This is a genomic window from Amycolatopsis sp. WGS_07, from assembly GCF_045278895.1.
GTDB lineage: Bacteria > Actinomycetota > Actinomycetes > Mycobacteriales > Pseudonocardiaceae > Amycolatopsis.
Map to the genome: position 1 here is coordinate 9,429,212 of NZ_CP136053.1, position 20,681 is coordinate 9,449,892.

The following is a 20,681-nucleotide window of genomic DNA, read 5'->3' on the forward strand; positions in this document are numbered from 1 at the left end:
CCATCGAGAAAACCGGGGCGGTCCGGGGCTCGCGCCGGAGGGCTATCCGGTGGCCTTCGAACGCGGGGTGCTCAACGCCCGCTATCGCGACAGCCGTCCGGTCGGGTCCGGCATCGGCCTGGCATTGGCTCACGGACTGGTCACGCGGATGGGCGGCACGCTAACCGCCGGACCAGCCCCCGAAGGCGGGGCGGCGTTCACCATCACACTGCCATTGGCCCACCCCAGCTAAGCAAGCAGAAGCGCCGCATCCCACTCCGTCTGCGGGACAGCCTTCCGCGCGTGACAGTGCAGCGCGAGGGCGATCCCGGCGGCACCGTCAAGAAAACCAGGGCGGTCCGGGCCGAGCTGCGCGGACGGGTGGTCCAGGTGATATCCGAACGGCTTGCCGGGGTCGAAGGCCGACACGATCCGCTCCGCCATGGCGTCGGCTGCGGTCCAGTAGCCGGGGGTCTCGGTGTCGCAGGCCATCCGCGTGGTGATCTGCAACAGGCCCGCCCAGCCGTGGCAGAGCGAGAAGTCGTGGATGGCTCCGCCTTCGGTCGCCAGGACCGCGTCGAACGCGGCGGTGGCTTCGGCGGTCCAGTCCGGTGCGTCGAGAGCCCGTCCGGCCAGGTAAAGCGACCTGGCCAGGCCGGCGGCGCCGTAGCACCAGACGTCGCGGATCCGGCTCGCCGAGGGTCCGCCGTCGAGGTCGCCGAGCCAGTTGGGCCAGTACGGGCCGGCCGGGTCGACCGCGCGCCATCGGGTCAGCACGTCGACGACGGCGGCGATCGCTTCGTCGTGCCGGTCGACCCGGACTCCGGCGGTCCAGGCGAGCGCGAGCAAAGCCAGCGGGCCGCCGATGCCGTGTGCCACACCGAAATTCAGGTGCTCGGACACCTGCTCCGGGCCGTGGCTCACGTCGTGCAGGACCCACCAGCCCGGCCGGTCGCTGTCGTCGGAAACCGCGACCTCGACCAGTGCGGAGAGCACCGCGCGGAGTCCGTCTTCCTCGCCTCGGGCCAGCAGGTAACGGCCGATTCCGGTGATCCCGGAGATGACGTCGTAGCGCCAGGACCCGACCACGCCCAACCGCCGGAGGCCCTGCACCACGTGGTTCGCGTACTCCTTCGCGGAGGCGCTGACCGCTTCGTCCAATGCGGACAGCAGCACCGGGTAACGACCGGACCCGACAGCGGCGTTGTGGGCGGCGAAGGCCAGCGCGACCGGTCCGCGGAAGAGGCCGGGCTCGGCGGTCGGCCCGGCGTCCATGGCTCGGGCCAGGTATTCGTGCGCGAGCGGGCCGTACGCCGGGTCCTCGGCGGCGAGTTCGGCGAACAGCAGCGCGATGGCCGGGTAACCGTCCGAAAGGGACAGTGGGACCCACGGCGAACGGTCGCCGCCCGGCGCGGACATCCGGTTGCCGGGAGCGTCGGTGATGGCGACGACGTCGTCCGGGGAACTCAGTGTGCGGGCGATCGCTTCGACGGTGTTCATCGGTTCCGCTCCCGGTCGGCACGAGCCTGCGCGACGCCGCGGGCGATCGCGTAGCAGTTGCGTTCGGCGGCCGGGCTGATTCCCGCCAGCCGGTTGTGGTGCATGTGCAGCACGGCGCGGAAAGCCGACGACGGCGACTCGATCGCCCCTCGCGCGGTGAGATCGCGCAGGACTTCGCCGTAGCGTTCGAGATGCGGTGCCCGTCGCTCCCAGGCTTCGAGGACCGTACTGGGCAGGTCTGGCCAGCCGTCCCAGGGGGAAAGCAGCCGCACTGCTTCCTTCCGCTGTGCTTGGAAGGCGGCGTGTGACCGGTCTTTGGGATAGGCGGTGCGCAGCCAGTCTTCCCAGCCTTCGCCGTGGAGTCTGCTGGCGAGGTCAAGGCAGTTCGCGGCGACCAGCAGGTCGGCGGGAAGGTCGGTGTTCAGCTGTGCCAGCGCTGCGATCGAATCAGCGTGGAAGACGGCCTCGGCGAAGGCGATGGCCTCCGGGCCGCCGTAACGGCTGATCTCGGGACGGTAGGTGTCCACAATGGACTCTCGGGCCAGTCCGGCGGCGACCAGATGGCTGGTCCATTCGCGAACCGCGGGCAGCGCGTCGCCGTGGAACCGGAGCCGCAGATGGGCGCGCGGGTCTTGGTAGCGCAGGAAGAACCACCGGTCCGCGCCGATTGCCGAGACCAGCGCGGGTATGTGGTCCGCCAGCAGCTCGTCGTGCGCGAAGGGTTCGGCATACAGCTTGACCGAGAGCCAGTCGTCGCGTTGCGCACGGGCCGAGGCCACCGCGATCCGTTCGGCCGACAGCGGTGGCTGGGCTGGGCGAACGGGCGTTTTCGGGCGGAGCGGGACGACGATTTCCGTCGGGTGGCCGCCCGTCCAGCCCGAGCCGAAAGCACCGTCGAACGGCTCCTCCTGCAGTACGGTGCCGGGTTCCTTGCGCAGCTCGTCGAACAGCTGGCGGCAGTCCAGTTCGGACCTGAGGTCCAGCCGCAGCCGGTGATCGGTCCGGGTGGCCTCGACGACGTCCGGGACGCGCCGCGTCTCACGCCAGCGCCGCAAAGTCTCGGACCACTCGCGCCACGACACGGTCTTGTCGAGCAGCGCCGCATCCGGCCGCCACCTCGCCGGGGACAGCGCGGTGCGGCCGAACCGGACTCGCGGCAGGAACGGCAACTGCCCCGCCGCGCCCCAATGCCACAGCGGCCACGGCGGAGACTGGTACTCGCCGATGTCCACGAGCAGACGCACCGCGTTCGGCATGCTGATCGTCGGGTTCAGCCCGTGGAACAGCACCGGCACCAGTTCCTCGCCGGTGCGCAGGCTGCGGACCGCCAGCCGGTCCTGGTCCGCGGTGATTCCCAGGTCAGCCAGCCCCTCCTCGACCGCCCGGTCGGCGAACACCCCGACGGCCAGTTTGCGTTCGGTCAACGACGGGACCTGGGCCACGTTGGCGAACCGCGACCGGGTCAGCACGCTGGTCAGCTGCGCGGGCACCGCACCGGCCCGTGCCGCGCCCGATTCGGCGACGACGTCGCGCAGCCCGGGCAGCAGCGGCAGGAACCGCCCGAACATCCCGCCGGGCAGGGTGTAGCTCAACGGCATCACGGCCAGTCCGAAATCGCCCGCCAGCAGGGATTCCTCGGACTCCGCCAGCACCTGCACGCAGGCCTCGATCGGGCAGGTCGGCGGCTCGCGGTGCCCCGACAGCCGGTCGACCACCTCCTCGTCGAGGACGATTTCCCGGCCGTCCGTGTGCTGGATCAGGTCGAAAAGCACCTGGTCGCGCCGCTCGTCCCGGGTCCGCTCCCGGCCCGGACCGCGGTGCGGCGCGGGCGGCTGGAGGTATCCGGACGGGGCACCGAGGCCGCGATGCGGGTCGAGCAGTTCCTGGATCGGCACGATCGCGTCGTAGCCGTATCGCCCGACGAACTCGGCACGGAACTCGGCGAGGCGGTGGATCGGCGCGAAGGTGGCCGGCAGCGCGCGCCAGGCGGCCTCGGCCGCGCGGGCCAACTCCTCGGGGACCGCCGTGGGCAGCACGAGATCGGCGTCGATGCCGAGGTCGACCTTGACCGGCCGCTCGTTGACGTGCAGCTTCCGCATCCGCGCGACCGCCGTCTCCCACTGCTGGAGGCCGGTGCCGAGCGGGGCGGACTCGTAGTCCTCCAGCATCCGGGTGATCGGCTGGAGGTCGTCGTGCCCGTCCAGGACGCCGAGGACGTGGTGGAGCGGGTCGTCGGCGTCGGCGGGCGGACGCAGGTCGGTCAGGAGGAATCCCATGCGGACCAGTTCGGCGAGCATGCCGTGCACGGTTTCCGGCCCGGCCTCGGGGAACTCGCTGCCGAGCCGCTCGGCGACCTCGGTGAACGGCCGTGGCCGGGCAGCCGCAGCCAGGGCGACCTCGACCGCCGCGGTGTGCCGCACCGTCTGTTCGCGGTCGTCGGCGCCCGGGGTTTCGCCGTCCGCGCGGCAGAAGGGCAGCACCAGGCGGTCGCCCCGGCGGAAACACAGGTCGTTCGCGACTACCCGCAGCTTGGCCAGCGCGTCCGGCTCGCCGGAGTCGAGCACTCCGGCGAGCCATTCGAGATCCGCCCGGACGCGTTTGCGGTGCGCGGTGCCGATCCGCGCCTTGGCGGTGTCGGCGAAGCGGACTTCGGCGACCCCGGCGAGCAGGCCGAACGGGGTCGGGCGATGGACGATCCGGCTGCGGTACCGGGCGGCCGAAAGCGCCACCCGCCGTAGCCGCTTAAGCGGTACCTCGACGTCTCCGGCGGCGATTTTCTTTACTGCGTCGGCCAATCCGGTGCTGGAGACGGCGATCGCCTCGAACAACACCGGATGCGCAGCCACTTCGCAGAGGAACCGGCGCAGCTCGGGTGCCGAGCCCGGCGAGTCCGGCACGCGCGGCAGACTGTCCGAAGTGGACAACCGGGTGAGCCGGGCGATGGCGTGCGTGGGGTGGCCGAAGCCGCGGTCTTCAGTCATGGCTGTCCGCTCTTTTCCTTCGCGCCGAACTGCGCGGCCTGCAGCAGGTACTCCGACGCGTACCGGCCGCCGGTCGCGAGCAGTTCGGCATGCGTGCCCTGCTCGACGACTTTTCCTTGGTGCAGAACGTAAATCCGGTCGGCCGCGGCGACCGAGGCGAGCCGGTGGGTGATCAGCACGACCGTGCGCCCGGCCCGGGCGAGCCCGCCGATCCGGTCGAAGACGCCGATCTCGGCGGCCGGATCGAGCGCGGCCGTCGGCTCGTCCACGATCAGCACCGGCGCGTCGCGAAACCACGTCCTGGCCAGTGCGATGCGCTGCCACTGGCCGCCGGACAGATTCACCCCGCCCCAGAACTCCCTGGCCAGCAGGGTGTCCCAGCCGAGGGCGAGCCGGTCGATCACCGGCGCGGCCCCGGTTTCGCGCACCGCGGCGGCCAGCGACTCCGGGTCGGGTTCCCGGTCGGCCCGGCCGACGCCGACGTTCATCCGCGCGGTGAACGGCCACTGCACGAAGCTCTGCGACAGCACCGCGATCCGGCCGGCGAGCCGCGCCCGGTCCAGCTGGGCGTACGGAACCCCGGCCCAGCACAGCGAACCGCCGTCCGGCGGATACAGCCCGGCGAGCACTTTGGCCACAGTGGACTTTCCCGAGCCGTTCTCCCCCACCAGCGCCACCACCTCGCCCGGCCGGAACCGCAGGTCCACGCCGTCGAGCGCGGGCTCGACGGCTCCGGGATAAGTGAACCGAAGCCCCTTCGCGACAATCTCGCCATTCGCGGCCGGGATGCGCGCGCCGGACGCCATCGCCTCGCGTGCTGCCTGCGCACACGCTTCTTCCCAGCGCTGGAAGTAGAGGCTTTCCTCGTACACCTGCCGCAGGTACAGCACCAGCGCACCCGCGCTGGCCGAACTCGCCCGGATCGCGATCGCCGCCGCCGCGGCCGACGCGAGCGGCAGCTGCCCGGCGAGCACCAGCAGGGCCAGCGCGCCGTACCCGAGAAACCCGAGGAACCCGGCGACGGTTCCGGTCAGCACCTGCGTCCCGGCTTCCCGTCTGGCCAGCCGGGCCTGCTCCCGCTCGGCGTCCGCGGCGAGGCGCCGGTAGTGCCCGAGCAGGAACCCGCCCAGCCGGTTCGCCCGGACCTCCTCGGCGCTGGACCGGCTGGTCAGCAGCATCGCGAGCTGGTCGAGCTGCCGGGTGTGCTCGGTCCGCCGGGTGACCGAGGCGAACCGCGATCCGGCGGTCCGCCCGGCTCCCCACACGTGCGCCGCGACGACCAGCCCCAGCACCGGGAGCAGGAGCGGGCTGAACGCCGCCAGCGCGGCCGCGGCCGCCGTCATCGCCAGCAGCACGCCGTTCAGCCCGACCGCCCGCTCGACGATGCGCTGCGCCGAATCCGCGCCGCGACGCGCCGACGCGACGAGGTTCTGGAACTCCGAATCCTCGACCGCCAGCAGCTCGGCCTCGGCGACCGTCGCGAGCAGTTTCTCTTGCGCCGCACGGGAAACCTTCGGACCCAGCCGACCGCCGGCCGCGGTCGCCACGGCCTGCCCGAGCCCGCGTACCGCCGCGGCCGCGACGAGCACGGCCACCGGCAGGACGAACGCCGACGGCTGCCCGGAGACGATCGCCGCCATCAGCCGCTGCGCGGTGAACAGCCCGGCCGCCGTCGCCACGCCAGCCAGCACCTGAGCGGTCACCAGCGCGGCGAGCGCACCGCGGTCGGCCCGCCAGGCCAGCACCGCGGTGCGCCCGACCAGCGCGGGCAGCCGCCGGATCGGCGTCCGGCCGCCTGGATGGCCGGTTCCGGACCGGGTCGTCAGCCCGCCGCCGAACAGGACGTCCCGGTCCGTCATCGCCTCAGCCGGTCAGCAGGCGCAGGGCTGCCCGGTCGTGCCGTCGCAGGTCTGCGTCGTGCACGAGAACGTCGGCCCGCAGCCCTGATGGGTTTCGCAGTGGCACAGGGACTGGTCGCAGCCGTAGCCGTCGGTCGCGCTGCACATGCCCGACTCCGTCACGAACGGCGTCATCGCCGGCAAAGCGGCCGAACCGGTGCGCAGAAACTCCGCCCAGTTGCTGCCCCGCACCTGCGGGTCGAGATCGAAAGCGGTGCTCATGACGTCCTCCCTCGATCAGATGAAAAGCCCGAGTTCGTAATCGTGAGTGCCGCCCGCATAGGCACGAAGCACCATTTTCCCGCCGATTTGCTCGTCGTGGCAGGTGAAACTGCGGTACACGCCGTCGGGGTAGACGGTCGGGTGGCAGTTGGCGTTGTCCTGCACGGTGACGTCGAGCGCCACCGCGACCGGCTGGCTCACCCCGCCGCTGACCTTGACGCTGTAAGTCAATTCTCCCCCGACCGGCGCGCTGAACGGCAGGACGCAGTCGTAGCTGTTGTTGCAGTGGTAGTACACCCAGCTTTGCGCCGGGGCCGCGGACGCGGTCATCGGCACCGCCAGCGTCACCGCGGCAGCGACCGCGGACGCGGCCGTGAGCAGCTTTTTCATCGTTCTCCCTTTCCCCGAGGACGCGCGTTCGAACTCGCGCGTTCCTGACCTCGGGGACGCTAACGGGACGTCGTTGAACGAAGATTGAACGAACGTTGCCCGCCGGGTCAGCGGGCGTGCGCCGGGGTTTCCATCAACTCGGTCAAGCCGTCGGCTCGCCCGGTGCGGCCCTGCGCGCGGTACAGATCCTGCGCGCGCTGCCAGACCTCCCGCGCCTGCCCGTGCTCGCCGAGCGCGGCGTACGTGCGGCCGAGATGGTCCAAAGTGTCCGCTTCCATATAAGTGTTGCCCGAATCCCGGTACACGACCAGTGCCTCGTGATAACGGTCCAGTGCGTCGGCGTGCCGGCCGGTGTGGTGGGCGATGAGGCCGAGGCTGTCCAGCGCGTCCGCGGCGCCGACGTGGCCTTGTTCGCGGTAAAGCGCCAACGCCTGTTCACAGTGGACACGGGCCTCGTCGTGTTCGCCGAGCCGGGTCAGGTACCAGCCGACACCGTTGAGGGCTTGGGCGTGCCACACCGGATTGCCCAGCGTCTCGAACCGCCGCAACGCCCGGACGGCGTGCGCAAGCGCTTGCCGGTCTTGCCCGCGAAGCTCCCACGCCTGCGCGAGATTGTGCTCGATGATCGCCTGCGCGGAGACGTCTCCCGCGCGTTCAGCCAGCACCAGGGCGCGGTGCAGGCAGGATTCGGCCTCGTCGTGTCTGCCGACGCGCGCGCACGCCAGACCGAGCCGCCGGTTCGCCACCACCTGGACCGCGGTTTCGGTCAGCTCACCGGCCGCGTCGGCGGCGGCCTGGCAGACGGCGAGGTCGTCGTGCAGGCGGGCTCTTCCGTGGTGATAGGCGGTCAGCGCCCAGGCCAGCCGCCACACGGTGTGCTGGAGGCCGTGCTCGGCCGCCGAACGCTGCGCGGCCAGCAGGTTGGCGTGCTCGGCGTCGAACCAGGCGAGCACGGCGGCCCGGTCCGGCAACGGGTGCGGATGCGGGTACTGGCCCGGCTCGGGCGCGCCGGTCTTGACCAGGACTCCGTGCGGGTGCAGCACTGTGTTCCCGGCCAGCGCGGTGCCGGTGTAGAAATCGAGCAGCCTGCGCTGTGCCGCCGGGTCCGGGCCGGTCCGTCCGGCGGCGTAGAGCCGGACCAGGTCGTGCATCCGGTAGCGGCCGGAACCGGTGTCCTGGACGAGCGAAACCCGTTCCAGCGCACGGAGAATCGTGTCTGTCTCGGCGGGCGGGAGGTCGCACAGGTTGGCGGCGGCGGGCACCGCGATATCCGGACCTGGCGCCTGGCCCAGCAATTCGGCCACCCGCGCCTGCTTCTCGGTCAGCGCGGTGAACGACCAGGACAGCACGGCCGGAAGGCTCGCCCCGGGCTCGCCGTCGTCGAACGCGGCCAGCCCGTCGGAGAGGGAGGCCAGCGAAAGCGTCGGCTGAGCGGCTAGCCGGCCGGCGAGAATGCTCAGCGCCAGCGGGAATCCGGCGCAGCGCTGCAGCAGCTTCGCGGCCGCCGCCGCGTCCTGCTCCAGCCTGCCGTCGCCGACCCGCTTCCCCAGCAACGCCCGGGCCGTCGACGGCGGCAGCACGTCGAGCCGAAGCGGATGCGCACCGTGCGACGCGACCAGCCCGGCCAGCCGATCACGGCTCGTCACCAGCACCGCGCACGCCGGGTCGCCGGGCAGGAACGGTGCCACCTGCGCGGTTTCGCGCGCATTGTCGAGGACAACCAGAATGCGTTTGCCCGCGATTGTGCTGCGGTACAACGCAACCTGAGCATCGACGTCCGCTGGCAACGCGTCGCCGGGCACGCCCAGCGCGTGGAGGAACCCGCGCAGCACCGAAGTCCAGGACACCGGCGACGCGTCCGCCTCGAAGCCGCGGAGGTTCGCGTAGAGCTGTCCATCCGGGAATTCCGCCGCTTTGCCGTGCGCCCAATGCAAAGCCAGCGCCGTTTTCCCGATCCCGCCCGCACCGCTCAGCGCGGCGATGCCCACCGTGCCCGCTTCCCGGGCGGCGGCGAACGCCGCGCTGAGCGCCGCCAGCTCGCCGTCGCGTCCGGTGAACCACGCGGGCGGCGCGGGCAGCTGACGCGGGACCGCCGCCTTCGGGCTGGGCTCGGCGGCGGGTTCGCGGACGGCCAGCCGCGGATCGTTCGTGAGGATCCGGTGGTGCAGCTGCTCGAGCGCGGTGCCGGGCCCGGTGCCCAGCTCGGCGGCGAGGTGCTCGCGCAGCCGCCGGTAGTGCGCCAGCGCCTCGCTTTGGCGGCCCGTCCGGTACAGCGCGAGCATCAGCTGCCCGGCCAGGCGCTCGTCCAGCGGCTGGGCATGCGAACCGGCCAGCAGCTCGGGCAGCAGTTCGGCGTGCCTGCCCAGCTGCAGGGCGAGGTCCGCGTGGTCCCGTTCGGCGGCGGCCCGCTGCTGCGCGAGATGGCCGCGGACCTCCTCCGCCCAGCTCGAATCGAGCCCGGCCAGCGCCTCGCCGCGCCACAGCCCGAGCGCGCGGGAGAACAGCTCAGCGGCCGCCGCGCGATCGGCGGTGGCCCGCGCCTCGGCGACCAGGCGGGCGAACCGGCGGGCGTCGATGTCCTGTTCGTCCTCGACGACCAGCCGGTAGCCGCCCGCGTCGCGTTCGATCTCCGCCGGGGCGCGGTCCAGCGCCGTGCGCAACCGCGCGAGATAGCTGCGCAGCGTCTTGATCGCCGCGGCCGGGGCCGCCTCGCCCCAGACCCGGTCGATCAGCTGGCCGGGAGCGAGCGGGCGATTGGCGTCGACCAGCAGCGCGGCGAGCACGAGCCGCTGGCGGGCATGCCCGATCTCGGCCGGTCGCCCGTCGATCTCCGTCGTGACCCGGCCGAGCAAGCCGAACGCCACCGTCACCAGCCGCCCCCAAGGACTCGGTCGGAGATCGACGTTACTGCCCGGGGACGGCCGAGGCAACGACCAAGATCAATCTCCGGGGCGGCTACCTGCGGTTATCCGGGGGCCGAACCACCTGATCGAGCGCTCAGTTCACGCATCCGCTGGCCGCGGTCAGCTTCCCGGCGGGCGGGGCCGGGCTCGTGGTCTCCGCGATCGGCCGCACCATGCCGCCGCTGGAGGGCCGGTGGACCGTGCCCGGGTCGTCCGTTCCGCCGGACGCCGCGACGTCCGGCGAGCTGAGCTGTGCCCGCACGAACGCCTTCACCTGCGCCGGGTCCACCTTCACCGCGTCCCCGTCGGACGGAGTGGCCAGGGACAGGCTCTGCACCGGGATCGTGCCGAACGCGATCGCGCCCGAGCTGAGGGCGTGCAGTTGCTGGGCGAAGCTCAGCAGGTTCCAGCCGTGGTCGAGGACGATCGAACCTTCCAAAGCGTCCACAAGGGACGAAAGCCGTGCCGGGTCGGTGAGGGTGCCGGAGCCGAGGACGGTTTTCGCCATCGCCGACATGAACGCCTGCTGCCGGGCGATCCGGTCCAAGTCCCCATTGGGCAAGCCGTGCCGCTGCCGCACGAAGGCGAGCGCTTGCGTGCCGGAGATCGTTTGCACGCCGGCCGGGAAATCCGCGCCGGAGAACGAATCGTGCACCGGGGCCTTCAGGCACACCTGCACGCCGCCGACCGCCTGGCTCAGCGCGGAGAACCCGGCGAGATTGACCGCGGCGTAATGGTTGATGGTGAGCCCGGTGAGCTGCTGCACCGCGGCGATCGCCGACTTCGCGCCGGCCGCGTCCGCCGCGACCTCCAGCTGCGGGCCGCTCATTCCTTGCTGGGCGAGCTTTCCCCGCTGATCGGCGCGGGCGCGGCTGTAGGCCGAATTGATCTTGTGCTTGCCGTATCCCGGAATGTCCACATAGGAATCACGCGGGATGGAGATCGCGGTGGCGGCCGCGCCTCCCGCCGGGACGTGCACCACGATCATCGTATCGGTGGTGTTGCCGCCGTCGTCCCCGCTGCCCGCGTGCAGCGCGTCGAGCACGTTCTGCGGCAACGGTTTCCCGTCCGGCCCGGTGCGCGAATCGAGGCCCACCAGCAGAATGTTCTGCGCGACCGCGAGCGGTTCGCCCGCCGGAGTGTCGGGAACCTGCGCCGCGGGCGCGATGACGTCCGCGGTGACCAGGTTCGCGTCCAGCCGGTGCAGCTGCGACCACGCGAATCCGGTCGCGCCCAGCACCAGGGTGGACACCACCCCCAGCACCGCACGGCCGCCGATCCGGCGGCCCCGGGACGTGATCAGCACGGCCGGTTCCTCGCTTCCCCGGGGACGGATTTCGACCCCCGTGTTCGAGGATCACCGCGTTAGCTGGGAATAGCCTGAGAAACCTGTCGCGAAGATGTGATGCTGCCCGTTCGGCCGAGCGCACCGCGACAGCCGGTATCCCTGCGGGCACAGGGAGTTCAGCGCGGCATCCGCCGCCACACCGCGCGCGGCACGAACCGCATCGCCGCGAACACCAAGCGCAACACTCCCGGCACCCACACCACCTCGCGACGGCGGCGCAACGCGGCGACAGTCGCGTCGGCGACCTGATCAGCGGTGCTGGAGAACGGCGCGGGCGACATGCCCTCGGTCATCCGGCCGATCACGAAACCCGGCCGCACGAGCAGCAGGTGCACGCCAGTGCCGTGCAGCGCGTCCGACAGGCCGGAGGCGAACCCGTCGAGCCCCGCCTTCGCCGAGCCGTACACGTAATTCGCCCGCCGCACCCGGATCCCGGCGACCGACGAGAAGACGACCACGTTGCCGGAACCCTGCGCGCGCAACAGTTCCGCCGTGTGAGTGAGCACGGACACCTGAGCGACGTAATCGGTGTGCACAATCGCGGTGGCGTGCTCCGCGTCGGTCTCCGCGCGAGCCTGGTCGCCGAGGATGCCGAAGGCCAGCACGACTGTCGCCAGCGGCCCGTGCTCCGCGATGACCCGGTCGAGCAGGGGGCGGTGGGCGGAGAGGTCGTCGGCGTCGAAGTCCTCGGTCGCCACGGTCTCCGCACCGGCTTCGCGCAGAGCGGCCTCCTGCTCCGCGAGGTCCGCGCCTGGCCGTGCGGCCAGCACGAACCGCCGTGCACCGCCACGCGCCAGCCGTACGGCCACCGCCGTCCCGATCTCGCTGCGTCCGCCTAGTACCAGCACCGTTCCGCTCACGGTCGGTGAGTCTGCCAGCTTTCCCGCGGAAGGCGTGGCCGGGCCGCGTGGCTAGCTGGGCGGGAAGAGTTCGCGGCCGGCCGGGAGGCGGGCGAGGGTGGCGCTGGCCATGCCCGCTGCGCGCCGCACGGCCTCGGCCAGCGGGGCGACGTGTCGCTTGGCGGGGGCGACCGCGCCGATGCTGGCGACCACTGCGCCATGAGGTGCGTGTACCGGGGCCGCGAGGCAGGTCATGGGCAGTTGGTCGTCGGCGTGATGCACGGCGACGCCGCGCTCGCGAACGCCGTCGAGCAGCCGCGCCCAGGCCGGGGACGAGTGGTCCGCTGGCGGCGGCATTAGAGGGGCGAAGGCCACGATTGCCAGCCCGGCCGCGCTGTCCGCGGACAGCGTCATCCCGGTCCGCACCGAAAGCACCTCGGCCGACCGGGCGGGTACCGCGCCGACGAAAAGCGGCTGCCCCTCGTCCGGCACCGCAATCCCGACGCTCAGCTGGCTGGCCGCCGCCAGTTCCCGCACCGGCCGCTGGGCGGCGGCCCGCAGCACCTCGGCCGGCTTCCACGTCTGGCCGAGACGGAAAAGCTGCGAACCGATCCGGTAGCGGCCGTCCCGGCGCCGCACGGCCGCCACCGCGACAAGCTGGTTCAGCAGGCGGTGCACGGTCGCTTTGTGCAGCCCGGTCGCCGAAGCCAGCTGACTCGGCCCGGCCTCGCCAAGCCGAGCCAGTTCCGCCAGCACCAGGAAAGCGCCCTCCACCACGCCGCGCCCGTCACCCGTGCGGGGACGGGCGGTTTCCTGAGCGAAGTCCATCGGCGAGCCCTCCCCGGAACCAGCCTTGCCGCTCCGTGACCGGGGTGCCGTCTCGTACGACGAGACGGCCTCTCCCCAGGTCCATCGCGAAACCCGCATGCTCCGTAACACGGGAACCGGGATGCCTGGGGGACCCCGGTTCCCGTGATCTTCCAGCCCGGCGCTAGGTGCCCTGATTCACAAACTGCAACTTTGCAGACTCTGCATAATCTCGCTACGCTGATCAGGTGCCTCCTCCCGGCCTGCGCGAGCGCAAGAAGCTCGAAACCCACCGCACCATCGCCCTCGCGGCGCTCCGGCTGATCGACGAACGTGGTCTGGACCAGGTCACGGTCGACGACATCGCCGCCGAGGCGGGCGTGTCCGCGCGCACGTTCTTCAACTACTTCGCGGTCAAAGAAGACGCCGTGCTGCTCGCGTACGCGGACCACGCCGAACGGGCCGAGCGGACGATCGCCCGGTTTCTCGCGCAGCCGGCGGAGATCGGCGCCTTCCCCGCGTTCGTCGCGACCATGCGGGAAGACCTCGCCGAGATCGAGCGGGACCGCGGCGAGTGGCTGACCCGGCTGCGCATCATCCACGGCGATCCGTCGCTGCTCATCCGGGCGACCGTGCTCAACTCCGGCGCGCGCGATCCGATGGTCGCGGCGATCGCCCAGCGCACCGGGACCGACGCGGAGAACGACCTGTTCCCGTCGCTGCTGCTGGCGGTGGCGGGAGGAGTGCTCAACACCTCGCTCAGCCGCTGGGCCGCCCGCGACGGCGCCCAGCCGCTGCTCGAGATCTTCGACGAGGCCGCCGCCACCGCTGCCGCCGGCCTGCCCGACCCGCACTGACCATCCCCCTTCGCGAAGTCCGGAAAGGACTGTCATGTCCCTGTCCACCGCGGAATCGCCCGCGCCCCCGGTGATGACCCATCGGCAAGTGCTGCAGGCGATGTCCGGCCTGATGATGGGCATTTTCGTCGCCATCCTCGCGTCCACTGTGGTCGCGAACGCCCTGCCGAGGATCGTGTCCGAACTGGGCGGCAGCCAGTCGTCCTACACCTGGGTCGTCACCACCGAACTGCTCGCGATGACCGCGACCGTCCCGCTCTGGGGCAAGCTTTCCGACCTGTACAACAAGAAACTGCTGATCCAGCTCTCGCTCGGGCTGTTCGTGGTCGGCTCGCTGGTGGCCGGGCTCGCGCAGAACATCGACATCCTGATCCTCAGCCGGATCGCGCAGGGCATCGGCGGCGGCGGGCTCACCGCGCTCGCCCAGGTGATCATGGCGGCCATCGTGTCGCCGCGCGAGCTGGGCAAGTTCTCCGGCGTCTTCGGCGCGGTGTTCGCCGTCGGCACGGTGGCCGGGCCGCTGATCGGCGGCGTGCTCGTGGACACGTCCTGGCTCGGCTGGCGCTGGTGCTTCTTCCTCGGCGTCCCGTTCGCGCTCGCCGCGATCCTGTTGCTGCAGCGCACTTTGGACCTGCCGACACTGCGGCGCGAGGTCCACGTCGACTACCTCGGCGCGTTCCTGATCATGCTCGGCGTGTCGACGCTGCTGGTGTGGTCGTCGCTCGCGGGCTCGACCTTCGAATGGGGTTCCTGGCAGACCGCGGTGCTCGTGCCCGCCGGCGTGCTCGTGCTGGTGCTCGCGGTGTGGGTGGAGTCGAAGGTGCGCGAACCGGTCGTGCCGCTGGGCCTGTTCCGCAACCGCACGGTCACGCTGGCCACCGTCGCGAGCTTCCTGGTCGGCGTCGCGATGTTCGGCGGCACCGTGTTCCTGTCCCAGTATTTCCAGCTGGCGCTCGGCAAATCGCCGACGGTGGCCGGGCTGATGAGCCTGCCGATGATCTTCGGGCTGCTGGTCTCCTCGACGGTGTCCGGCCAGCTGATCAGCCGCACCGGCCGGTGGAAGCCGTACCTGCTGCTCGGCGCGGTGCTGATGGCGGCGGGGCTCGGCCTGCTCGGGCTGATCGACGCGCACACGTCGCTGCTGGAGCTGAGCCTGTTCATGCTGGTGCTCGGCGTCGGCGTGGGCATGCTCAACCAGAACCTGGTGCTGGTGACGCAGAACGACGTGCCCGCCGCCGACCTCGGCGCGGCGACCTCGACGCTGTCGTTCTTCCGCAGCCTCGGCGGGTCGATCGGCGTGAGCGCGCTCGGCGCGGTGCTGGCCAGCCGGGTCGGCACGCTCATCGCCGACGGGCTCGGCCCGGCCGCGTCCGCGGGCTCCGGCGACGGCGGGAAGGTGCCTGACCTGGCGCAGCTGCCCGCGCCGGTCGCGGCGGTGATCCGGGAGGCCTACGGCGTCGCGACGAGCGATCTGTTCCTGATCAGCGCGCCGATCGCGCTGCTCGTGGTGGTCGCGGTGGCGTTCCTGAAACACCTGCCGCTCAAGACGAAGAGCGGCCTGGAGCGGCTGGCGGACGAGGCCGCCTGAGTGACGTCGTGAGTGGCAGTGCCGGTTAGAACCGGGATTGCCGCTCACGACCACCCGCCAGGCCAAAGCACGAGCTGGGCCAGCGCGCGGGTTAGGCGGGGGCTCGTGAGCGTTGGTGCCGGTTAGAACCGGCGTAGGCACTCACGAGGGATCCCCGGCGGCGTTGCTGATGGCCTGGGCTGGACGCGACCAGCAGCCCGCCTCGCCGCAACGGGGGTGCCTGCCGCGCGTGGTGCTGCGGGTGCGCGAGGCCGGGGAAGACGTCGTGAGCGGCGGTGCCGGTTAGCACCGGGATTGCCGCTCACGAGCTACCGTTGCCCGGGTGACCAGCGACGAGGAGTTCGCCGCCCTGCTCGAACGGCACCGCCGCGAGATCCGCGTGCACTGCTACCGGATGAGCGGTTCGTTCGAGGAGGCCGAGGACCTCGTCCAGGAGGCGTTTCTCCGGGCCTGGAAAGGCCGTTCCGGCTTCGCCGGGCGGGCGAGCGTGCGGACGTGGCTCTACCGGATCACCACGAACGTCTGCCTCGACGCGCTCGCCCGGCGGCCGCGGCGTGCGCTGCCGGACGAACTGGGTCCGGCGGCCGATCCGGGCGGCGAGATCGCCGCGCTGGACGTGCCGTGGCTCGGCCCGTTTCCCGATCCGCTGCTCGACCCCGCGGCGCCGGACGACCCCGGCGCCGCGGTGGTCGAACGGGAAACCATCGAACTGGCGTTCCTCGCCGCCATCCAGTTGCTGCCGCCGAGGCAACGCGCCGCGGTGATCCTGCGCGACGTGCTCGATTGGTCCGCAAAGGACACTGCCGCACTGCTGGACACCTCGGTGGCCTCGGCGAACAGCGCGTTGCAGCGGGGCAGGGCGACGTTGCGCGCCAAGCTGCCCGCCCGGCGCGCCGAATGGTCCGCACCGGACAGCACGACCGCCGAGGAAACGGCGCTGCTGCGGAAGTTCATCGCGGCCTACGAATCGGCGGACGTGCGGGCCGTCGCCGCCGTGCTGAGCGAGGACGCACGTGCGGTGATGCCGCCTTACCCGTTGTGGTTCGACAGCCGCGACCGGATTCTCGGCGCGCTCGGGCCGGGTTTCGATCCGGAATCGCCGTACTTCCGGGGCAGTTTCCGGATGGTCCCGGTACGGGCGAACCGGCAGCCCGCCGTCGCCGTGTATCTGCGCCCGCCGGGCGAATCGGTTTACCGCGCTTTCGGCGTCTGCGTGCTGACTGTCCGAAACGGACTGGTCACCGCGATGGCCGCGTTCGAAACGGCGGCATTGGCGCCATACGGACTCGAAGAAACGTTCGAAGAATCTGTGCCGATGATTGCTCATCCGACTACAGCCACGGCGGAAACCGGTCGCCACAAGCAGATCGCTTCCGGTCGGATGAGCAATAACGCCCGGGCGGCGATCGCTGATGTGCGATCACCGCCCGGGCGCAACCACCGAGTTCCGGGCTGAGCGGCCGGTCGTGGTGGGGGAAACTGCTAGTGCCTTCGCCGCCGGGAAATGGTCACCGGCTCGCGGTCAGGCGACCCGATGCCGTGCGGCGGCGGAGCCGGTTCGAACCAGCTTCCGGCGCTCCAGCTCGGTGGTTCCCCCGAAGATCCCGTTGCCGAGACCGTTGTCGAGAGCATAGGAAAGGCATTCCGCGCGGACCGGGCATCGCGCGCAGACCGCCTTGGCCTTCGCGACCTGCTGCGCCCCCGGACCCATGTCGGAAATCGGGAAGAACAGTTCCGGGTCCTCGTCCTGGCACGCCGCGCGAGCGAGCCAGCTGGTGGCCGTGAGTTCCATTGTTGCTTTTCACCTCCTGTCCTCATTGTTGAACCGTGGTCAACCGACTTCTCCGCGCGCACAGGCCAGCCATGCCTTCGGAGGGTGTTCGGTGGGCTTTTCGGCCGAACCGCCCCGGGCCGCGAGGGACCCGTCGGACGACCGGCTTTCCAAGTTACCACCGATCACCGCCCGCGCGGGGAATTTCGATTCAGCTCACATCGCGGACGCGCTTGCCGCCGGACGTGCTACGGCGTCGCGGCCGCCCGGCTTTCCGCCCCGGAGAGCCCGATTTTCCTTGTGCGCACGCTGTTTCCCCCTTCCGCCGCGTCGGCGGGCGAAGTGGCCGTCCGAACGAGGTACCCGCCGGTCCCGCCCTCGCACACATTTCCGTGACCGGATCGTTACATCCCACGGGCGCGTCACCGCACCTGTTCGACAGGTCCGGGTTCGGGAGGGGTGCGCGTGGCGGGATTCGACGGTTTCTTTCGGGGCGATTTCCCTCGCCTCGTGGCGTTCCTGTGCGCCGGCGGGCTCGGACCGGGCACCGCGCGCGAGGTGGCGGTGGAGGCGTTCGTCCAGGAAACCGGGACCTGGCCGCCGCAGGGCGACCCGCGCGTCGCGGTCCGGCTGACCGCGGCCCGGCTCGCCGCCGAGCAGACGTGGTTCGACGGCGGCGCCCCGCCCGCGGACCCGCCGGGCGACCGGCTGGCCGCGGTCGTGGAGCGGAACGCGCGCGGGGTCGAACTGCTCGCGACCCTGCCGGAGACCCAGCGCACAGTGCTCACCTGGTCGCTCGACGGGTTCTCGCCCGCCGCCATCGCCTCGGCGCTCGGCATGGCGGGCACCACTGTCCGCTCGAATCTCCGGCATGCCAGGGAACGGCTGAGACACCGGCTCGGCGCGGCCGGTCGCGAGGAGGCCCTGATGACCGCACTGCTCGAAGCCGAAACAGCACTGGTCAGCGCGCTGCGCTCGGCACTCGACGTCGAAGAGGCGCTGACCAGGGTCAAAACCGAGGCGACCGCGTTGGCCGCGCCGCGCGTCCCGGCCGGCCGGTTCGGGTTCGACGGCCCGGTGCGCGCCGCGGTCGACGGCGATCCGGAGGCGGCGCAGGACCTGCTCGCCGCGGTCCAGCCGCTGATCGTGCGCTACTGCCGGGCCCGGCTCGGCGGCGCCGACGCCTATTCCTCGGCCGACGACGTGGCGCAGGAAGTCTGCCTGGCGCTGCTGACCGCGTTGCCCGGCTATCGCCATCAGGGCAGGCCGTTCCTCGCTTTCGTTTACGGGATCGCGCAGCACAAGGTCGCCGACGCGCACCGGGCGCAGGCGCGCAACCGGACCGAGACGGTGGCCGAGCTGCCGGAGTCGGTCGATCTCGCCGACGGGCCGGAGGACCGCGCGCTGCGCTCCGAACTGAACCGTCAGCTGGCTCGGCTGCTGCAGCTGCTGCCGGAGCGACAGCGGGAGATTGTGTTGCTGCGCATAGTAGTCGGGCTGTCCGCCGAAGAAGCGGCTGAAGCGGTCAGCTCCACGCCGGGCGCGGTCCGGGTCGCGCAGCACCGTGCGCTGCTGCGGCTCCGCTCAGCCCTCGAACGACGGCACTGACCCGATCCGCGCCACGACGAACTCCGCCAGCGCGGCGACCGGCCCCTCGCCGCCGTCGCGGGACAGCAGGATGAAATCCACGTCACCCGGGTCCGGAAGGCCGAGTTCGGCGGGCAGTTCGACGAGATCGGCCGGCACCAGGCTCCGCGCGTGCACGGTGACGCCGAGGCCGGCGGCCGCCGCCGCGCGCAGCCCGGTGAGGCTGGAGGTCAGGCAGGCCGCCCGCCATTCGAGCCCGGCGCGTTCCAGCGTTTCCACCGCGAGCTGCCGGGTGACCGACGGCATCGGGTACTGCACCAGCGGCACCGGCTGGCCGGGCAGGAGTTCGGTGGCCGCCGAGCCGATCCACACCAGCGGTTCGCGGCGCAGCAGCCGTCCCGGACCGGACGCGCCCGGACGGCGTTTGCCCAGCACCAGGTCGAGCCGCCCGTCGGCGATCCGCCGGGCGAGCACATCGGACAGTTCCACGTGCAGTTCGACGTCCACCAGCGGATGGCTTTCCCGCAGCCGGCGCAGGATTTCCGGCAGCTCGCCGAGCGCGAAGTCCTCGGACACACCGAACCGGACGCGGCCGCGCACCTGAGCGCCGCGGAAATGCCGGATCGCGCGCTCCTCGGTGTCCACAATGGTCTGCGCGAACCCGAGCATCGCCTGCCCGCGCGCGGTGAGGTCGACCGCGTGCGTGTCCCTGGCGAACAGCAGCCCGCCCGCCTCGGTCTCGAGCCGCCGGATGTGCTGGCTGATAGTGGGCTGGCCCACACCGAGGCGCCGCGCGGCCGCGGTGAAGCTGCGAGTTTCCGCCACGGCAAGGAAAGAACGGCACAAGCGCGGATCCAGCATGCGTCACATCTTATCGTCTTTCGGAATGACAGTCAGTACGGTCATCGGGGTTCCGAATGACCGACCCCGGCGAGAGAATGAACGGGAAAGGAGATCCACCGTGCTCGCTTCGTTCGCCCGCCCCGTCTCGGCCTTGCTCGCCAAGCTGCGGATCGACCCGTTCATCGCCCTGATCCTCGTCACCGTAGGCATCGCGTCGCTGCTTCCGGCGTCCGGCGCGACCGCGACCGGATTCGGCGTCGCGACGAAGATCGCGGTCGGTCTGCTGTTCTTCCTTTACGGCGCAAGGCTTTCCAGTCAGGAAGCGGTCGAGGGGATGCGGCACTGGCGGTTGCACGTCACTGTGCTCTGCGCCACGTTCGTGCTGTTCCCGCTGCTGGGGCTCGCCACGTCGTTCCTCTCCCCGGGCTGCTGACGACGCCGCTGTACACCGGCGTGCTGTTCCTCTGCCTGCTTCCGTCCACAGTGCAATCGTCGATCGCGTTCACCTCGATCGCGAAGGGCAACGTCGCGGCGGCGATCTGCAGCGCGTCGCTGTCCAACCTGCTCGGCATCGTCCTGACGCCACTGCTCGTCGCGCTGCTGCTGGCCACCGACGGCCCGGGCGTGAGCGGTTCGGCGGTGCTGGACATCGTGTTGCAGCTGCTGGTGCCGTTCGTGGCCGGGCAGCTGGCGCGCCGCTGGATCGGCGGCTGGGTTTCGCGGAATTCCGCGCCGCTCAAGATCGTCGACCGCGGTTCGATCCTGCTGGTGGTCTACACCGCGTTCAGCGAGGGGATGACCGAGGGCATCTGGCACCAGCTGGAGATCGGCCCGCTGCTGGTGCTCGTCGCGGTCTGCGGCGTCCTGCTGGCCGCGGTGCTCGGCGCGACCAGCGGCGGCGCGCGGCTGCTCGGCTTCGACCGCGCGGACCGGATCACGATCATGTTCTGCGGTTCGAAGAAGAGCCTCGCGAGCGGCCTGCCGATGGCGACGGTGCTGTTCGGGCACGCCGAGGTCGGGCTGATCGTGCTGCCGCTGATGCTGTTCCACCAGATCCAGCTGATCGTGTGCGCGGCGATGGCGCGCCGGTACGCACGGCAGGCCGCGGCGGCGGAGCAGGGGGAACTCGCGCCGGTCGGCTGAGGCTGCGTGGCGGAAGTGCCGTGAA

15 protein-coding genes and 3 pseudogenes are annotated in these 20,681 nt (G+C 71.4%); 7 read left to right on the top strand and 11 right to left on the bottom strand.

Annotation, left to right across the window (positions count from 1 at the left end):
* The first annotated feature begins 67 nt into the window (after positions 1-67).
* On the top strand, positions 68-232 hold the full coding sequence (locus RPX00_RS44315; protein WP_406643306.1) for an ATP-binding protein: 165 nt from the start codon (positions 68-70) through the stop codon (positions 230-232).
* On the opposite strand, the gene RPX00_RS44320 is transcribed toward RPX00_RS44315, so the two are convergent.
* The 9 genes from RPX00_RS44320 to RPX00_RS44360 form a co-directional block, all read right to left on the bottom strand.
* Positions 229-1,479: a lanthionine synthetase C family protein gene (locus tag RPX00_RS44320; RefSeq protein ID WP_406634925.1), complete on the bottom strand. Its 1,251-nt coding sequence runs from the start codon at positions 1,477-1,479 to the stop codon at positions 229-231. The genes RPX00_RS44315 and RPX00_RS44320 overlap by 4 nt on opposite strands.
* Positions 1,476-4,460 carry a lantibiotic dehydratase gene (locus tag RPX00_RS44325; RefSeq protein ID WP_406634927.1) on the bottom strand — a complete coding sequence of 995 codons (2,985 nt, stop codon included), beginning with the start codon at positions 4,458-4,460 and terminating at the stop codon, positions 1,476-1,478. The genes RPX00_RS44320 and RPX00_RS44325 overlap by 4 nt, the downstream gene beginning before the upstream one ends.
* Positions 4,457-6,319 carry an ATP-binding cassette domain-containing protein gene (locus tag RPX00_RS44330; protein ID WP_406634929.1) on the bottom strand — a complete coding sequence of 621 codons (1,863 nt, stop codon included), beginning with the start codon at positions 6,317-6,319 and terminating at the stop codon, positions 4,457-4,459. The genes RPX00_RS44325 and RPX00_RS44330 overlap by 4 nt, the downstream gene beginning before the upstream one ends.
* 12 nt (positions 6,320-6,331) lie before the next feature.
* Positions 6,332-6,580 (bottom strand): hypothetical protein, encoded by a 249-nt coding sequence (locus RPX00_RS44335; protein WP_406634931.1) that lies wholly within the window; start codon positions 6,578-6,580, stop codon positions 6,332-6,334.
* Positions 6,581-6,595: 15 nt separating this feature from the next.
* Positions 6,596-6,970: a hypothetical protein gene (locus RPX00_RS44340; protein WP_406634933.1), complete on the bottom strand. Its 375-nt coding sequence runs from the start codon at positions 6,968-6,970 to the stop codon at positions 6,596-6,598.
* Positions 6,971-7,077: 107 nt separating this feature from the next.
* Positions 7,078-9,840 carry an AfsR/SARP family transcriptional regulator gene (locus RPX00_RS44345; protein ID WP_406634935.1) on the bottom strand — a complete coding sequence of 921 codons (2,763 nt, stop codon included), beginning with the start codon at positions 9,838-9,840 and terminating at the stop codon, positions 7,078-7,080.
* Between the two features lie 127 nt (positions 9,841-9,967).
* The gene (locus RPX00_RS44350) at positions 9,968-11,179 is read right to left on the bottom strand and encodes an LCP family protein (protein WP_406634937.1); all 1,212 of its coding nucleotides are present in this window, start codon (positions 11,177-11,179) and stop codon (positions 9,968-9,970) included.
* A gap of 158 nt (positions 11,180-11,337) precedes the next feature.
* Positions 11,338-12,081, bottom strand: a complete 744-nt coding sequence (locus RPX00_RS44355) for an SDR family NAD(P)-dependent oxidoreductase (protein ID WP_406634939.1) — start codon at positions 12,079-12,081, stop codon at positions 11,338-11,340.
* Positions 12,082-12,132: 51 nt separating this feature from the next.
* Positions 12,133-12,888 carry an IclR family transcriptional regulator gene (locus tag RPX00_RS44360; protein WP_406634941.1) on the bottom strand — a complete coding sequence of 252 codons (756 nt, stop codon included), beginning with the start codon at positions 12,886-12,888 and terminating at the stop codon, positions 12,133-12,135.
* 227 nt (positions 12,889-13,115) lie between these two features.
* Here RPX00_RS44360 and RPX00_RS44365 point away from each other — a divergent pair, with 227 nt between their 5' ends.
* From RPX00_RS44365 to RPX00_RS44375, 3 genes and pseudogenes are all read left to right on the top strand, one after another.
* A complete protein-coding gene (locus RPX00_RS44365) occupies positions 13,116-13,724 on the top strand; it encodes a TetR/AcrR family transcriptional regulator (RefSeq protein WP_406634943.1) in 609 nt (202 codons plus the stop codon).
* A 34-nt stretch (positions 13,725-13,758) separates the two neighbouring features.
* A complete protein-coding gene (locus RPX00_RS44370) occupies positions 13,759-15,312 on the top strand; it encodes an MDR family MFS transporter (RefSeq protein WP_406634945.1) in 1,554 nt (517 codons plus the stop codon).
* A 319-nt stretch (positions 15,313-15,631) separates the two neighbouring features.
* Positions 15,632-16,768: pseudogene (locus tag RPX00_RS44375) on the top strand (RNA polymerase subunit sigma-70); the annotation flags it as partial.
* Positions 16,769-16,834: 66 nt separating this feature from the next.
* Here the strand turns inward: RPX00_RS44375 and RPX00_RS44380 are convergent.
* Positions 16,835-17,104 carry a WhiB family transcriptional regulator gene (locus RPX00_RS44380; RefSeq protein WP_037812602.1) on the bottom strand — a complete coding sequence of 90 codons (270 nt, stop codon included), beginning with the start codon at positions 17,102-17,104 and terminating at the stop codon, positions 16,835-16,837.
* Positions 17,105-17,803: 699 nt separating this feature from the next.
* Between RPX00_RS44380 and RPX00_RS44385 the strand changes: the two are divergent.
* Together RPX00_RS44385 and shbA are read left to right on the top strand one after the other, a co-directional pair.
* A pseudogene (locus tag RPX00_RS44385) lies at positions 17,804-17,959 on the top strand (sigma factor-like helix-turn-helix DNA-binding protein); the annotation flags it as partial.
* A 51-nt stretch (positions 17,960-18,010) separates the two neighbouring features.
* Positions 18,011-18,691: an RNA polymerase sigma factor ShbA gene (shbA, locus tag RPX00_RS44390; RefSeq protein WP_406643308.1), complete on the top strand. Its 681-nt coding sequence runs from the start codon at positions 18,011-18,013 to the stop codon at positions 18,689-18,691.
* Here shbA and RPX00_RS44395 read toward each other — a convergent pair.
* The gene (locus tag RPX00_RS44395; RefSeq protein ID WP_406634947.1) at positions 18,668-19,531 is read right to left on the bottom strand and encodes a LysR substrate-binding domain-containing protein; all 864 of its coding nucleotides are present in this window, start codon (positions 19,529-19,531) and stop codon (positions 18,668-18,670) included. The two genes, shbA and RPX00_RS44395, sit on opposite strands and share 24 nt — an antisense overlap.
* 25 nt (positions 19,532-19,556) lie before the next feature.
* Here RPX00_RS44395 and RPX00_RS44400 point away from each other — a divergent pair.
* A pseudogene (locus RPX00_RS44400) lies at positions 19,557-20,656 on the top strand (bile acid:sodium symporter family protein).
* The last annotated feature ends 25 nt before the right edge of the window (positions 20,657-20,681 follow it).

What these genes read in the sequence shown, in the direction of transcription:
- RPX00_RS44320 (WP_406634925.1), bottom strand. Translation starts at nt 1,479, where the DNA reads ATGAACACCGTCGAAGCGATCGCCCGCACACTGAGTTCCCCGGACGAC.
- RPX00_RS44325 (WP_406634927.1), bottom strand. Translation starts at nt 4,460, where the DNA reads ATGACTGAAGACCGCGGCTTCGGCCACCCCACGCACGCCATCGCCCGG.
- RPX00_RS44330 (WP_406634929.1), bottom strand. Translation starts at nt 6,319, where the DNA reads ATGACGGACCGGGACGTCCTGTTCGGCGGCGGGCTGACGACCCGGTCC.
- RPX00_RS44335 (WP_406634931.1), bottom strand. Translation starts at nt 6,580, where the DNA reads ATGAGCACCGCTTTCGATCTCGACCCGCAGGTGCGGGGCAGCAACTGG.
- RPX00_RS44340 (WP_406634933.1), bottom strand. Translation starts at nt 6,970, where the DNA reads ATGAAAAAGCTGCTCACGGCCGCGTCCGCGGTCGCTGCCGCGGTGACG.
- RPX00_RS44360 (WP_406634941.1), bottom strand. Translation starts at nt 12,888, where the DNA reads ATGGACTTCGCTCAGGAAACCGCCCGTCCCCGCACGGGTGACGGGCGC.
- RPX00_RS44370 (WP_406634945.1), top strand. Translation starts at nt 13,759, where the DNA reads ATGTCCCTGTCCACCGCGGAATCGCCCGCGCCCCCGGTGATGACCCAT.
- RPX00_RS44380 (WP_037812602.1), bottom strand. Translation starts at nt 17,104, where the DNA reads ATGGAACTCACGGCCACCAGCTGGCTCGCTCGCGCGGCGTGCCAGGAC.
- shbA (WP_406643308.1), top strand. Translation starts at nt 18,011, where the DNA reads ATGACCGCACTGCTCGAAGCCGAAACAGCACTGGTCAGCGCGCTGCGC.
- RPX00_RS44395 (WP_406634947.1), bottom strand. Translation starts at nt 19,531, where the DNA reads ATGCTGGATCCGCGCTTGTGCCGTTCTTTCCTTGCCGTGGCGGAAACT.